Below are 14918 nucleotides of genomic sequence, written 5' to 3'. Positions count from 1 at the left end.
CTGAAGAGGCTTTAGGGAATGCTTGGGCTCGGTCATTGAGCTGAAACATTCGCCTGCGATTTTATGAGATCGAATTTCAGGGGGTCAAGAACCTTGACGTTACGTCGATGACAGGTTGTGTTACCCCTCTTTTAAAAATGATCCTTCCCGTGACGGACGGCTGCAAAAATCGCGTTGTCACTATCGGACGGCAAATCGTGTTCGTTGGCATAGCGTTTGGCCGCCGCCACCAGCGCGGGATCATCCCATCGCAAAAACGGATTTAGTGACTTTTCCAGTGCCAGAGATGAGGGCACCGTTGGCGTATTTGCGTGTCTTAACGACTGGCAGCGCGCTTCAAAGTCGGCCAGGCCCTGATCGTCAGGCAGCCAGGACCGGGCGAATTTCAGGTTGGCTAACGTATACTCGTGGGCACAATAGACCTGAGTGGCATCGGGTAAGGTCCGCAGTGACGCAAGAGATCGCCGCATCTGTTCCGGAGAGCCTTCGAACAACCGACCACAGCCACAAATGAACAAGGTGTCACCACAGAACAGGACAGGGCCACCCTGAACGTCGGTTGCGGAGTAAAATGCGATGTGGTCCAGTGTGTGACCGGGCACCGCCATCACTTTAAACTCCAGATCCTGCCAGGCCACGGTGTCACCAGGGTGCACACTGTCTGTTGTGGCTTTGAACGGAGAGCCGGTGGGACCGACAATGCGAGCAGGGTGATGCCGCTGATGCAGCGTAGCAATACCGCCGGTATGGTCTGGATGGTGGTGAGTAACCAATATGGTATCAAGGCTTAAGTTGTGAGCTGTAAGATAGTCTGTTACCGGGTCGGCTTGGCCAGGATCAACAATCAGCGCTTTCCCGGTTGCGTCATCCGCCAGGCACCAGATGTAGTTATCATTAAACGCTGGAATCGGTGTGATGGTCAGCATAATACTCCGCGTGTGCGTGCTTGAGTGTCCCTGTTATCATAAAGCAATTAATCGCCAGCTCCCACTGCTTGCACGCTTGAGCTGGTTGGGCAAACTCCCGAGATGAACCGTGATGAGCAAACTGGATGAGCAGGGTTACGCCGAACGCCACGAGCGATTCGAAAACTGGTTTCAAACACCGCTCGGGCGCTCACTGCTGTCTGACCAACGCCGCTGCGTTGACGCTCACGTTGAGGGGCTGAGCGGAGCAAGGCAGCTTCATGTCGGCATCAGCCATCGTCTACCGTTGGCTGGCAGCAGCGATTTTGGCCACCGCATCGTGACGACCCCAAGATGGCAACCAGATCTGCCCGAGGGTGTTGCAGTCTGTGATCCCGATGAACTGCCGTTTCCGGCTTCATCAATGGACCTGGTCATTCTGCACCATAGTGCGGATTTTTCCGCGTACCCGCATCAGGTCATTCGCGAGGCCTCCAGGGTCGTTCGTGGGGGTGGTCAGATGCTGGTTCTGGGTTTCAATCCGCTGAGCCTCTGGGGGCTTCGAAAGCTTATCTTTCGGCATCGCTATGGCCCGTGGGGTGGGCGCTTCATGTTTCGGTCGCGAATGGAGGATTGGCTGAGTTTGCTGGATTTCCAAGTCGAGTCTGCGAGAAGCCATTTTTTTCGGCTACCGATACAAAATTTGCAGTTGAGCGATAAGCGCTCGCTGGTGGAGCGCTTGGGCGTTGATCGGTTTGTTCCGATCGGGGCTTATTACTGTATCCTTGCCACCAAACGCGTCTGCGCCCCAATTGTCAGGCGGCCTGCATGGCGACAGAAAAATGTGATTTCGTTGCCGTCTACCGGATCGCTCGGAATATCCCGTACTTACCGCTCACGCTAGGCGGCGCGGATAACCCAGATTCAGCTTTTCCTGGAGTAACTATGGTTGATAGTGTCGTGTTGTATACGGATGGCGCCTGTAAGGGTAACCCCGGGCCTGGCGGCTGGGGTGTTGTCTTGCGCTTTGGAGAGGCCTTGAAAACCCTTCACGGGGGAGAGAGGGACACCACCAATAACCGCATGGAGCTGATGGCCGCGATTCAGGGCCTGAAAGCGCTCAAGAGAGCCTGTAGCGTCGACCTCTATACGGATTCCCAATACGTGCGTAAGGGCATCACCGAGTGGATGAGCAACTGGAAAAAGAACGGCTGGAAAACGGCGGCAAAAAAGCCGGTAAAGAATGACGATCTTTGGCGGGCCCTGGATCAGGAGGTCGCTCGGCACAAGGTTACCTGGCACTGGGTTAAGGGCCACGCCGGTGTGCCGGATAACGAATTGGCGGATGAACTTGCGAATCGTGGCGTCGAAGAATTAATGGCAACAGCTAAGTAGGCAGGATTGACAATGAGACAGATCGTTTTGGACACGGAAACCACCGGCATTGACCCGAACCAGGGTCACCGCATTATCGAGATCGGCTGTGTCGAAGTGATTGAACGCCAGCTTACTGGTCGTCATTACCACGTCTATGTGAACCCTGAGCGTGAAATTGAAGCGGAAGCCTTGGCAGTCCATGGCATCAGCAACGAATTCCTGGCTGATAAGCCGTTGTTTCGTGATGTAGCTGAGGAGTTTTTCAATTTTATAGAGGGTGGCGAACTGGTCATTCATAATGCAGCGTTTGACGTTGGGTTTATGGACGCCGAATTCGCCCGGCTTAATTCGAAACGAGTCACCGCAGACCATTGTGGCGTGGTGGACACACTCGCCATTGCTCGAGCCAAGCACCCAGGTCAGAAAAACAACCTGGATGCACTGTGCAAACGATACGGAATCGACAACAGCAGTCGGGAGTTACACGGCGCTCTGCTGGACGCTGAGATTCTGGCGGATGTGTATTTGTTGATGACCGGGGGGCAAACCGCACTGTCCCTGGACGCGGGTAATGACGGTGAAGGGGGTATCGCGTCGATTCGGCGGTTGTCCGCAGAACGTAGACCCCTTAGGGTGGTTAAAGCTGAACCGGATGAAGTCAGTGCCCATGAGGTCATGCTGGACGTTATCGAAAAAGCCGGCGGAGAAGTACTTTGGCGCCGACTGGAAACCGACCCGGCTCATTAGTACAAAAATACCGTCACGGCGAATGCGAGATAGCGAATTGTGGTTCAGTTCCCGGTGTACGATTTGTTACATACGCGGTTTCTTGAGCTACTTGAGTTTTGTGTTATAAGTAATGGTTAGTTCACCAATTTTTTACCAAGCGTTGGTCCTCGAATAACGAACGATAATGGACCAAACGAGAATCGCTTTTTGCTACGGCGGCTCCCTTACCGGCCTGAAATCGTCCCAGGTGGTGCCGGAATAATGCGGACAGGGTCGCCAACTGATGTTGGGGCAGAGGAAGCGGTAATCTCCGCATTGATAACGGGAAGTGTCAATTTATGGTGCAATCGTCTTTAGCGACGAAATCGCAGTCGTTTGATTTGGTCAAAACGGAAATTGAACAAACGATCAGACAGGCGGAAAGTAGTCTTGAACGCTTCCAGGAGAACAGGGAAAGCGGGGAGGACCTTCAGAACTGCGTTGATTTTCTGAATCAGCTACGGGGTATTTTTATCCTCGTTGAACTCCGGGGCGGCATATTGCTGTGCCAGGAGGCCGTCGCAATGGCCAATGATGTGCCGGTTGGCGCCAATGACGACAAGAACATTCTGCTCACTACACTCAATGGAGCACTGTTCATCCTCCGGCGATACGTTGAATATTACCACCAGCAACGTGCGGACCATCCTGAACTGCTGTTGCCCATCATCAACGACCTCCGTGAAGCCCGGAAAGAAAAACCTTACCCTGAATCCTGTTTTTTCGATGTCAATGTCAAACATCGTGCAAATTTTTGTGCAAGCCTCACGCTCACGCCCATTGAAAGTGACGAGGCCAGTTATGAGGTTCATGCCCGGCGTATGCGTTTGATGTTTCAGGTTGGTTTGCTGGGTGTATTGCGGGAACGAAACGATACGGTAAACAAAAAACTGATCGGGCGCGCTGCCCGGGGTTTTGCCCGGCTGTGTAATGGCGCCTCCATGGGGCAAATGTGGTGTTTGCTGGCGATTGTCAGCGAAACCATGCTCGATCGGCAGATGACCTTTGGCAAGGCTCGAAAGCGGCTGTTGATGCGTATCGAAAAATACACCCGCGAAATTGTATACGTGGGTAAAGTGGCCACCGCCAAAGACGCACCCGATTCTCTGTTCAAAGACCTGATCTATATTCTTTACCGCAGCGGGTGCTCTAACCCCGAAGTCGTCGATATTCTGAATGCCTACAAACTGTCACCGGCGGAATACTCCGAATCCTTGCTGGAGGCCCATCGAAAGCGACTTTATGGTCCCGGTTCGGATGTGCTCAAGTCCCTCTCCGATGCCCTGCAGGAAGAGCTCAACCAGTTGAAGGATAAGCTCGATATCGTTGAGCGTGGTATTGAGCCTGATCTGGCAGAGCTGTCCACCATTGCAGATTCGCTGGAGCGTCTTGCCAATACGTTGTTGATGCTTGATCTCCAGCAACTGGCGCGACTGGCACGAGGTGAGGCGGATAAATTGCGGTTCTGGGAGTCAGAGAAACGATTGCCGGTCGACGATGAGCTTTATGCGCTGGCCGATGCGGTTCTGAGTATCGAAGAAGCAGCCATGCAGATGGTGACACGGGGCATCACCATAGAGACCGATTCACTTGCACAACCACGAGTAGCCAACCGCGAGCAATCCCTGTACCTGCGTGAGGCGATGATTGTGGTTGCAGATGAGGCTCGCAGTGCGCTGACCTTGGCCAAGCGCGCCATTACCGCCTTTATTGAATCCGATTACGACAAACTTCATCTCGCCAATCTGCCCGCTACGTTGCACAGCATTTGGGGTGGTTTCACGTTGCTGGACGACCCGAGTGCGGCGAACGTGCTGGCGCGCGTCGCAACGTCTATTCAGAACAAACTCCTGGATCAAAAGGAACCACCCTCTAACGCTGTGCTGGAGGCCTTGGCGGACGCACTGACATCGCTTGAGTATTACATCGAGAGTGTCGGCACGAGAGACGATCGCAATATGGATCTGCTTAGATTAGCCGAGTCCTCAATGAGTGACGTCGGCCTTTAACCGCAGGTTTGCCCGACTCTGATGGTGTGGTTGCCCTTCCGGCAGGAAGGTTGCATGTGACCACTGAGTTGGCATTTTTCCCGCAACCTTGCCGGCTGTCGGGCTGGAATAACTGGCAGAAAGCTATCACGGATTGGCCCGAAAGTACTGGCCGTATCGGTAGGCATGGCATGTTGCTGCTTGCAATTGGAGCAGATGGGCTCAACTTCAAAACAGGGCACGGGCCTGCCAGTTCGACCGTGAGGACCTGGCTCGCCCTCCGTACCAAAACCACCGCCGACAGGAACTATGCGACGGCGAAGGTTGCCACCACCACTGAATTTGCTCGTGTTTCCTGGCAAATACGATGAGCCAAAAAAAACCTCCGGGCCATAAGCGCGAAGGTTTTTGTACTGACTGGAGGATCAGCTGAGGGTGAACAGCTCGCCCAGCTTGGTTGCCAGCATCATATCGCCTTCGGCGCGAAGTTGGCCGGCCATAAATGCCTGCATGCCATCAGTTTCGCCAGAAACGATACCATGAAGTGTTTCAGCATTCATGATCAAAGTGACAGATGGGTCTGCGTGATCGCCTTCGCCCAGCTGGCACGCACCGTCGTTGATGACCAGATGGTAGTTGCTATCGTCTTCGATGTTGAACTGGAACACCAGGTCGAGACCAGAGGCCGCGTCAGCGTTGAAGTTCTGTTCTAGTTTTCCAAATACCTGAGCTACGGACATTGTTTTACCCTTTATAGATTTTATCGTGCACTGTGGCTGAGCCTGTCACGACGACCACACACCCCGTGAAATCGCGGATAGCGCCCTTATTCAGCGTCCAGGCTTGCCTGCTAAGCCACTCGACTTTAGGGGTAGGGCCAATCCGTGTCAAGCTTGATCGAACGCTTGTTTTAATTTCTTGCCGGCTGATTTCCGCTTCTCGGCAATTTTCCATGGGCCACCCCTTGTACGATGGCTTCCCTCGGTTACAATCAGTCGACTTTATGGATCTTCATGCTGGAGAAGCGAATTGGAATTTTTAACGGAATATGGGTTGTTTTTGGCCAAAACGGTCACCCTGGTGGTTGCTCTATTGATTGCAATAACGGCCATTATTTCGGCAGCACACAAAGATAAAGGCGGCGATGACAGTGACGGCGAGCTTCGTATCCGTCGCTTGAACGAGACTTACCGCAAGCTTAAGGACGCCATCCAGGCAAGAATGATGGATGAGCACGAGCGCAAGGCTTGGCAGAAACGGAAAAATAAGCAAGAGAAGGCAGAGCTTAAGGCCGAGAAAAAGAAACTCAAAAGCAAAAAGAGCGAGTCCGAAGTCGCCACTGAGACCCCATCTCGGGTGTTTGTCCTGGACTTCGATGGCGATATCAAAGCCAGCGACACCGACTCACTCAGAAAATCCATCACCGCCGTTCTGAGTGTTGCGGATGTTGACAAAGACGAGGTGGTGATTCGGCTTGAAAGTGGTGGCGGTCTGGTTCACAGCTATGGGCTTGCAGCCGCGCAGCTTGACCGGATTCGTACCAAGGGCATTAAGTTGACGGCGTGCGTGGACAAGGTTGCAGCCAGTGGTGGGTACATGATGGCCTGTGTGGCTGATCGCATTGTTGCGTCGCCGTTCGCCATTCTTGGTTCGATTGGTGTTGTTGCTCAATTGCCCAATTTCCACCGCCTGCTGAAGGATAATAAGGTGGACTTTGAGGTACTAACGGCCGGTGAACACAAGCGGACGTTGACGGTATTCGGAGAGAATACTGACAAGGGCCGGCAGAAATTTCTCGAAGACCTTGAGGATACCCATGGCCTGTTCAAAGACTACGTCAGCGAACGCAGGCCGAGCCTGGACATTGCCGCCGTAGCCAATGGGGATATCTGGTTTGGCCGCCGTGCGTTGGACGTAAAACTGATTGATGAGATTCGAACCTCAGACGAATATCTCATTGAGGCGTGTGATAGAGCAGAGGTAGTCTCAGTGGGATTCCGCCGTAAGCGCACCCTGCCAGAAAAACTTGGGTTGGCTGCCAGTGCGGCGTTGGAAAACACAGTGGTGCGACTATTGAGTGCGTTTCGCAACCAAAAAATCCAATGATTCGGGAACAGGGTGGTTATTATGACCAACTCAATCGACTATAACGCTTGGCGAGTCCATGAAAAGGACGGTAATTATGTTGGGGCGCTTGAGCGTTGCAACACGGATGACCTGCCTGACAATGAAGTATTGGTGAAGGTCTCGTATTCGTCACTCAATTACAAAGATGCATTGTCAGCCTCCGGTAACAAAGGGGTGACACGCAATTTTCCTCACACGCCCGGTATAGACGCTGCGGGCGAAGTGGTTGCCTCTGACATTGCTGATTTTGCAGCGGGCCAACCGGTTATTGTGACGGGCTATGACCTGGGCATGAACACGCCCGGTGGGTTCGGGGAGTACATTCGCGTGCCCGCAGCCTGGTGTATTCCGATGCCGCAAAACTGGCAGGCTCGCACTGCCATGATCTACGGCACTGCGGGTCTGACAGCGGGTTTATGTGTGGCCAAGCTACTGAAAATGGGCCTGAAACCGGAGCAGGGCAAGGTCGCTGTTACCGGAGCCAGTGGTGCGGTTGGCAGCATCGCAACGGAGTTGTTAGCAACGCTGGGATTTGATGTGGTCGCGATTAGTGGCAAAGCAGACCAGAGCGAAAGCCTGAAGGCATTGGGTGCCGCAGAGGTTGTTGGGCGTGATGCCCTGGCTGCTGAAAAAAAGCCCATGCTTAAGCCCGCCTATGCGGGTGCTGTCGATACCGTCGGTGGCGAGCCGCTGGCGGAACTGCTGAAGTATATCCAGCCGGGCGGCTCGGTGGCATGCTGCGGTTTAGTGGCAGGGCCCCAGCTACAGACGACAGTGTTACCATTTATTTTGAGAGGGGTGAACCTGTTAGGGATCGATTCGGTAGAGATTCCCTTGGCAGAAAAGCAGGCAGTGTGGGATAAGCTGAGTGGCCCATGGGCATGCAAACAGACTGAGAAGACTGCGCGGGAGATTGGACCGAAGGAACTGGATTCTGCGCTCAAAGCCTTTCTGAAAGGCGAGTCTTCAGGGCGGGTCGTGCTGGTTCACGGTGACTGACGAGGTGGCAGGAGAGCAGGGGATACGAACGTCAAGCGTTCTGCATCCCCTGTCTCAAATTGGATTGCTTTCAGAGAGTATTTATGACACCCGACGACGAAACAATGGCTCATTGGTATCGGTCGCTGCCTGGTAGGCCTGGCTGAAGAAGTTCAGGCAGTGTGCGGCCAGCTGGATGTCTTTGTCTGCACGAAGGGCGTAGCTGTCAAAACCACAACGCTTCATAAATTGAAGCTGGTCCAAAAGCACATCCCCAATCGCTCGCAACTCATTCTTGTAGCCATAACGCTCCCGCAGTAACCGCGCAGAGCTGTACCCTCGACCATCGGTAAATTTAGGGAAGTTCACCGCAATAATCGGCAGGTCATTAACGCTGTCTGCAAGAATGCCAGGTTCGTCATGGCTTTCCAGCCACACACCGACATCATCTCGCCCGGCGAACTGGTTTTTATTCGCATACCAGATATCCGCCGGAATAATCGCGGGCCCTGTCGGCAACTCAATCGTTTCGCCTTCTGCCGGGCGCTCGACCAGCGTCCATTGATCGGCTTTGATCTGGCCATCCTGAGTGATAACTTCAGGCATAAACGCGCTCCTTGAAGGGGGTGATGCCGATGCGACGATACGTATCCAGAAACGCCTCTTCATCGGTCCGGTTTTCGACAAAGACGTTGATGATCTTCTCGATAACGTTCGGCATGTGCTCACTGGCAAAGGAGGGGCCCAGAATTTTGCCAATGGAGGCGTCCCGCTGAGATGAGCCACCCAGGCTGACCTGGTAAAACTCCTCGCCTTTTTTATCAACACCCAACACCCCGATGTGGCCGACATGGTGATGGCCACAGGCATTCATGCAGCCAGAGATGTTCAGGTCGATGTCACCAAGATCATACACATAGTCCAGGTTGTCGAACTTACGTTGAATGGACTCAGCTATGGGGATCGACTTGGCATTGGCCAAGGCGCAATAGTCTCCACCGGGGCAGCAGATGATATCGGTCAGGGTGTTCAGGTTGGCCGTGGCAAAGCCCATGGGTTTAATGGCTTGCCATAACTCGTACAACTCATCCTGTCTTACGTCCGCCAACACCACGTTTTGCTGATGGGTGACGCGCGCTTCGCCAAAGCTGTAACGGTCAGCTACATTGGCAATGTGCTCCAGTTGCAGGTCACTGACGTCCCCAGGGGGTACGCCGGTTTTTTTCATCGTGAGCGTAACGATGGCATATCCCGGTTTCTTGTGGGCATCAGTGTTCCGAGTGACCCACTTATCGAATGCCTTGTGCTCGCTGCGAGCAGCGACCAAAGTCTCAGGATCATTGCTCAGCGCGGCATAGTCGGGTTCGGTAAAATAACTCTGGACACGCGCAATCGCGTCGGGGGTCAGGCGAGTAGGTGAGTCCTTGATGTGGGACCACTCTTCTTCCACTTTCTCGGCGAACCCTTCCGGGGTAAGAGCTTTCACCAGAATCTTGATTCGTGCCTTGTACTTGTTATCACGGCGACCATAGCGGTTGTAAACGCGCAATACCGCTTCAAGATAGGTCAGCAGATCCAATTCGGGTAAAAATTCCCGGATTACCGGACCTACCATAGGGGTACGTCCGAGACCACCGCCGACATGAACCCTGAACCCGAGTTCTCCCGCGTCGTTATGAACGATCTCGATCCCGATGTCATGGACCTGAACAGCGGCCCGGTCGGTCAATTCGGACGCATTAACCGCCACTTTGAATTTACGTGGTAAAAATGCAAATTCCGGGTGATAAGTGGACCACTGGCGAATGATTTCGCAGTAAGGTCTGGGATCGACAAGTTCATCGGACTGGGCGCCTGCAAATTGATCCGTAGTGGTGTTCCGGATGCAATTACCGCTGGTTTGGTTGGCGTGCATCTCCACTTCAGCCAGTTCCGCCAGGATATCCGGGACATCTTCGAGGGCAGGCCAATTCAGTTGAACATTCTGACGAGTGGTGAAATGCGCGTACCCCTTGTCGTAATCCCGGCTGACTTTTGCCAGCCGACGAAGCTGATCCGACCTCAACATGCCGTAAGGAACACAAATGCGAAGCATGGGTGCCAGCCGTTGCACATATAATCCATTCTGCAGTCGCAAAGGCAGAAATTCGTCTTCGGCCAGGTCCCCCGCGAGCGCGCGATCGGTCTGATGACGGAATTGCGCGACGCGCTCAGCGAGTATCTGCCGATCGTGTTCGTCGTATACGTACATAATGCGGGATCCTGATTTATAGGAATCGAATTGAATGATCAGTCTTTGAACCGGGGTCGCGAACGGGTTGGAGCCGCACGTTCGGCGCGATTTTTCGAAGACGATATCAGTTTCGACTTATGCTTAAAATGATTATTTATTAATATACTAATCACGTTTGGTACTTAAAAAACGCTAGAACTTTCCAAAGGGCTCAAATAGGCTATAGTCTGACGTTGAACCCATTTTACAATAAAAAGAGGATGCTCCAATGAGTAAAAGCACACGTACAGACAGTCAGGTCGATGCCATTGCCGCAGTTGCGCTGGTTGCACTGGCCGTTGCTCTTGCGGTGTTCTGGGTATCTGGCCAATAAAATCATATGTGTCAGCGAAAATAGCCCGCTAGACGGGCTTACTGACCGGCAAGTACCCATCTCACGATCATGATCAGCGTGACCACAAACCCTATGGTGAACAAGACGCCAACAATGATATACATCCAGGGACTTTGGCTTTGAAAGTCCTCTTCATGGCGTTTGCTTGACTGAACACCCAGTGCCCCTGCCATCACACTCTGCATCACTTTTAACAGGCCAGGGTGCTTTTTCTTCCCAGTTTTCTGGTCGCTCATCGTTTCAACTCCGAAATCCATTTATTACCGATCTGTCCGGCCCGGTTTACTCCGCCGGATCGTAGGCAAGGCTCGGCGCCAACCAGCGCTCAGCTTCCGCCACAGTCAAGCCCTTACGTTTGGCATAGTCTTCCACTTGGTCTTTGCCAATGCGACCGACTGCAAAGTACTTGGATTGAGGGTGCGCAAAATACCAGCCTGAAACGGCTGAAGCCGGGAACATGGCGAAATGTTCAGTCAGTTCAATGCCGGCATTTTCCGGTGCCTGCAGCAATTCAAACAGTGTTTCTTTCTCTGTGTGGTCCGGGCAGGCCGGGTAACCCGGTGCCGGCCGGATGCCTTTGTAGCGTTCACGGATGAGATCGTCACTGGCCAGGGCTTCATCGGGGTCATAACCCCAAAGCTCTTTGCGTACTCGCTCATGCAGGCGTTCCGCAAAGGCCTCTGCAAGCCGGTCTGCCAACGCTTGCACCATGATGGCGTTGTAGTCGTCATTGGCGTCTTTGAATTCGCGAACCAGCTCTTCCGAGCCGATGCCGGTTGTAACGGCAAAACCACCAATATAGTCACACTGTGCTGCGGATTCATGTTGCACGAAATCGGACAGCGCCATCATTGGCTTGCCTGGCGATTTTTCATCTTGCTGGCGAAGGTGGTGCAGGGTGGTGAGCTCTTCGCTTCGGCTCTCATCGGAATACACCACGATGTCGTCTCCGCGTCGGCTGGCCGGCCAGAAGCCAATGACGCCCCGCGCTGTTAATCGCTTCTCTTCAACAATGCGCTTGAGCAGTTGCTGGGCGTCGTCGAACAGACTTTTAGCTGCTTCGCCGCGCTTTGGATCGTCAAAGATTGCTGGATACTTGCCGGATATGTCCCAGGCAATAAAAAAGGGCGTCCAGTCGATGTAATCAATAAGTTCGTTCAGGTCGTAGTTATCAAAGTTACGCAACCCGAGGAAGGAAGGCTTTACTGGAGTGTGGCTGTCAAAATCAATCTCTGGCGCGCGACGCTGAGCTTCATCAAACGATACAAGCTTGACTCGGTCACCGCGGTTTTTGCGACGCTCACGCACATCTTCGTATTCGGTTCGGGCGGCCTCAACCAGAGTGGGTTTGGCCGTTTTGCTCAAGAGTTGAGATGCCACATTAACGCAACGGGACGCGTCCGACACATACAGGGCAATATCGTTCTTGTAATGCGGTTCAATCTTGACCGCAGTGTGGGCCTTCGAGGTTGTCGCGCCGCCAATCATGAGGGGAATCTGGAAGTCGAGCCGTTGCATCTCACGGGCTACGTGGACCATTTCATCGAGTGACGGCGTGATCAGGCCGCTTAAGCCAATAATGTCGACGTTTTCCTTGCGAGCGGCCTCCAGGATCTTTTCGCACGGCACCATAACGCCCAAATCGATGACTTCATAATTATTGCACTGCAGTACGACACCTACGATATTCTTGCCGATATCGTGCACGTCACCTTTAACAGTGGCCATCAGGATTTTGCCCTTGGCTTGCTGATCTTCCGATTTTTCAGCTTCTATAAAGGGGATCAGGTGGGCCACCGCCTGTTTCATTACCCGAGCACTTTTGACCACCTGGGGCAAAAACATCTTACCGTCACCGAACAGATCGCCGACCACATTCATCCCGTCCATTAACGGGCCTTCAATCACATGGATGGGGCGTTCCGCTCGCAGCCGACAGGCTTCCGTGTCTTCCAGGATGTAATTCGTGATGCCTTTGACCAGCGCATGCTCCAGGCGCTTTTCAACTGGCCACTCCCGCCAGGCCAGATCTTCTTCCTGCGTCTTGCCACCTTTGCCTTTGAAGCGTTCCGCAATTTCAAGTAAACGGTCGGTACCGTCCGCCCGGCGGTTGAGGACTACATCTTCTACAAGCGCCTTGAGCTCCGGTTCAATTTCATCGTAAATGACCAGCTGACCTGGATTAACGATGCCCATGTTCATGCCAGCTTTAATGGCGTGGTAAAGGAACACGGAGTGGATGGCTTCACGCACCACATCATTGCCGCGGAATGAGAACGACACATTGCTCACGCCCCCGGAAATAGAGGCATACGGAAGATTGTCGCGTATCCAGCGAGTGGCGTTAATAAAATCAACGGCGTAATTGTTATGCTCTTCGATGCCGGTGGCGATGGCAAAAATATTGGGGTCAAAGATTATATCGGCGGGATTAAAGCCAATGCCGACCAGTAAGTCGTAAGAGCGTTTACAGATTTGCGTCTTGCGCTCAAATGTATCGGCTTGCCCCTCTTCGTCAAAGGCCATAACCACTACGGCGGCGCCGTAACGCATACACGTTCTGGCTCGGGCCAGGAATTCATCCTCGCCTTCTTTCATGCTGATGGAATTGACTACGGCTTTGCCCTGGATACAGCGCAAGCCTGCCTCAATAACATCCCACTTGGAAGAGTCGACCATGATCGGCACCCGTGAGATATCGGGCTCCGAGGCAACCAGCTTCAAAAACGTGACCATCACGTCTTTGGAGTCCAGCATGCCTTCATCCATGTTGATATCGATGATCTGGGCGCCGTTTTCGACCTGGTCTCTGGCGACGCTCAGTGCTTCTTCGTACTGCTCTTCTTTGATCAGGCGAAGAAAGCGCTTCGAGCCGGTCACATTGGTGCGTTCGCCAACGTTGATAAACAGAGTGTTCTCATCTCCGGTGAATGGCTCAAGGCCAGCCAGGCGAAGCGCCTTAGGCCGTTCGGGGATCTGGCGAGGAGGGTATTTGGCAACCGCTTGGGCAATGGCTTCGATATGATCCGGTCGCGAACCACAACATCCACCGATGATGTTGAGGAAGCCGTCTCGTGCAAAACCTTCGACAATGTCTGCCATTTCTTCTGGCGTCTGATCGTATTCGCCAAACTCGTTGGGCAGGCCGGCGTTCGGGTGCGCACTGACATAGGCCTCAGCCTTGTTTGCCAGTTCTTCGACGTAAGGTCGCAGCGCATCGGCACCCAGCGCACAGTTGAGACCCACAGATAGCGGCTTTGCGTGAGCAATGGAGTTCCAGAATGCTTCCGTGGTCTGGCCAGACAGGGTCCGGCCGGAGGCGTCGGTGATGGTACCGGAGATCATTATCGGCAACGTGATGCCGCTGTCTTCAAAATACTGCTGAGTGGCGTAAATGGCCGCCTTGGCGTTCAGGGTGTCAAAAATCGTTTCGATCAGGATGAGATCGCTGCCACCTTCGACCAGGCCGCCCACGGCTTCGTAATAATTGTCGACCAGAGTCTGAAAGTCGACGTTGCGATAGCCTGGATTGTTTACATCCGGTGAGATAGAGGCTGTGCGCGAGGTCGGGCCAACCGCGCCGGCAACAAAACGAGGTTTGTCAGGGTTTTTGGCGGTAAATTCATCCGCAATTTTCCGCGCCAGTTGCGCGGATGCGACATTCAACTCTTTCGCAATGGATTCAAGCCCGTAATCGGCTTGAGACACCTGCGTCGAGTTGAAGGTGTTGGTCTCTATGATATCGGCGCCAGCGTCCAGGTAATCGGCATGGATGTTTCGCATCAGGGCCGGCTGGGTCAGGTTCAGGAGGTCGTTGTTGCCCTGAACTTCCCGATCGTATTCGGCAAATCGCTCGCCTCGGAATGCAGCTTCGTCCAGCTTCAGGTTCTGAATCATCGTGCCCATACCGCCATCCAGTATCAGGATACGGTCTTTCAGGGCTTGATAAAGTTGGGCGAGACGAGATTCGCGATCGGTCATAAAAGCAGCTTCCGGCATTCAAAATAGAGTCATCGGGGCGCGGGATAATAGCAAAAAAGCGTGTGTTCGTCCCGATTCATCATGACTTAGGTTAATCGTAAAATAGAACGTAATTAAAATACCAATACGCAGCAATAAAAGCTGACTAAATTACTAGGTCTTTTAAG

13 protein-coding genes are annotated in these 14918 nt (G+C 53.3%); 7 read left to right on the top strand and 6 right to left on the bottom strand.

What is annotated here, in order from left to right; genetic code table 11:
* Window positions 1–131: 131 nt before the first annotated feature.
* The gene (gene gloB / locus GRX64_RS13945) at window positions 132–926 is read right to left on the bottom strand and encodes a hydroxyacylglutathione hydrolase (protein ID WP_166268290.1); all 795 of its coding nucleotides are present in this window, start codon (window positions 924–926) and stop codon (window positions 132–134) included.
* Between the two features lie 112 nt (window positions 927–1038).
* On the opposite strand from gloB, the gene GRX64_RS13940 reads away from it, so the two are divergent.
* The 5 genes from GRX64_RS13940 to GRX64_RS13920 all read left to right on the top strand — a co-directional run bounded on the left by GRX64_RS13940 (window position 1039) and on the right by GRX64_RS13920 (window position 5409).
* Window positions 1039–1809 carry a class I SAM-dependent methyltransferase gene (locus tag GRX64_RS13940; RefSeq protein WP_166268288.1) on the top strand — a complete coding sequence of 257 codons (771 nt, stop codon included), beginning with the start codon at window positions 1039–1041 and terminating at the stop codon, window positions 1807–1809.
* A 41-nt stretch (window positions 1810–1850) separates the two neighbouring features.
* A complete protein-coding gene (gene rnhA / locus GRX64_RS13935) occupies window positions 1851–2300 on the top strand; it encodes a ribonuclease HI (protein ID WP_166268286.1) in 450 nt (149 codons plus the stop codon).
* 12 nt (window positions 2301–2312) lie between these two features.
* Window positions 2313–3029: a DNA polymerase III subunit epsilon gene (dnaQ, locus tag GRX64_RS13930; RefSeq protein ID WP_166268284.1), complete on the top strand. Its 717-nt coding sequence runs from the start codon at window positions 2313–2315 to the stop codon at window positions 3027–3029.
* 320 nt (window positions 3030–3349) lie between these two features.
* Window positions 3350–5059, top strand: a complete 1710-nt coding sequence (locus GRX64_RS13925) for a FimL-related protein (RefSeq protein WP_166268282.1) — start codon at window positions 3350–3352, stop codon at window positions 5057–5059.
* A 56-nt stretch (window positions 5060–5115) separates the two neighbouring features.
* Window positions 5116–5409 (top strand): hypothetical protein, encoded by a 294-nt coding sequence (locus tag GRX64_RS13920; protein ID WP_166268280.1) that lies wholly within the window; start codon window positions 5116–5118, stop codon window positions 5407–5409.
* A 54-nt stretch (window positions 5410–5463) separates the two neighbouring features.
* On the opposite strand, the gene GRX64_RS13915 is transcribed toward GRX64_RS13920, so the two are convergent.
* Window positions 5464–5778: an SCP2 sterol-binding domain-containing protein gene (locus tag GRX64_RS13915; RefSeq protein WP_166268278.1), complete on the bottom strand. Its 315-nt coding sequence runs from the start codon at window positions 5776–5778 to the stop codon at window positions 5464–5466.
* A gap of 289 nt (window positions 5779–6067) precedes the next feature.
* On the opposite strand from GRX64_RS13915, the gene sohB reads away from it, so the two are divergent.
* Window positions 6068–7144 carry a protease SohB gene (sohB, locus tag GRX64_RS13910; RefSeq protein ID WP_166268276.1) on the top strand — a complete coding sequence of 359 codons (1077 nt, stop codon included), beginning with the start codon at window positions 6068–6070 and terminating at the stop codon, window positions 7142–7144.
* Window positions 7145–7165: 21 nt separating this feature from the next.
* Entirely contained in the window at window positions 7166–8164 is a 999-nt protein-coding gene (locus tag GRX64_RS13905) for a YhdH/YhfP family quinone oxidoreductase (RefSeq protein WP_166268274.1), read from the top strand.
* Window positions 8165–8245: 81 nt separating this feature from the next.
* On the opposite strand, the gene GRX64_RS13900 is transcribed toward GRX64_RS13905, so the two are convergent.
* The 4 genes from GRX64_RS13900 to metH all read right to left on the bottom strand — a co-directional run bounded on the left by GRX64_RS13900 (window position 8246) and on the right by metH (window position 14751).
* On the bottom strand, window positions 8246–8749 hold the full coding sequence (locus tag GRX64_RS13900) for a DUF934 domain-containing protein (RefSeq protein WP_166268272.1): 504 nt from the start codon (window positions 8747–8749) through the stop codon (window positions 8246–8248).
* A complete protein-coding gene (locus GRX64_RS13895) occupies window positions 8742–10394 on the bottom strand; it encodes a nitrite/sulfite reductase (protein WP_166268270.1) in 1653 nt (550 codons plus the stop codon). Before GRX64_RS13895 ends, GRX64_RS13900 begins: the two co-directional genes overlap by 8 nt.
* Before the next feature lie 393 nt (window positions 10395–10787).
* On the bottom strand, window positions 10788–11006 hold the full coding sequence (locus GRX64_RS13890; RefSeq protein ID WP_166268268.1) for a DUF2970 domain-containing protein: 219 nt from the start codon (window positions 11004–11006) through the stop codon (window positions 10788–10790).
* A gap of 46 nt (window positions 11007–11052) precedes the next feature.
* Window positions 11053–14751 (bottom strand): methionine synthase, encoded by a 3699-nt coding sequence (metH, locus tag GRX64_RS13885; protein WP_166268266.1) that lies wholly within the window; start codon window positions 14749–14751, stop codon window positions 11053–11055.
* Between the last annotated feature and the right edge of the window lie 167 nt (window positions 14752–14918).

The sequence above is a fragment of the Marinobacter caseinilyticus genome, assembly GCF_011074955.1.
Lineage (GTDB): Bacteria > Pseudomonadota > Gammaproteobacteria > Pseudomonadales > Oleiphilaceae > Marinobacter > Marinobacter caseinilyticus.
This window is presented reverse-complemented; position numbering and strand designations above follow the sequence as displayed.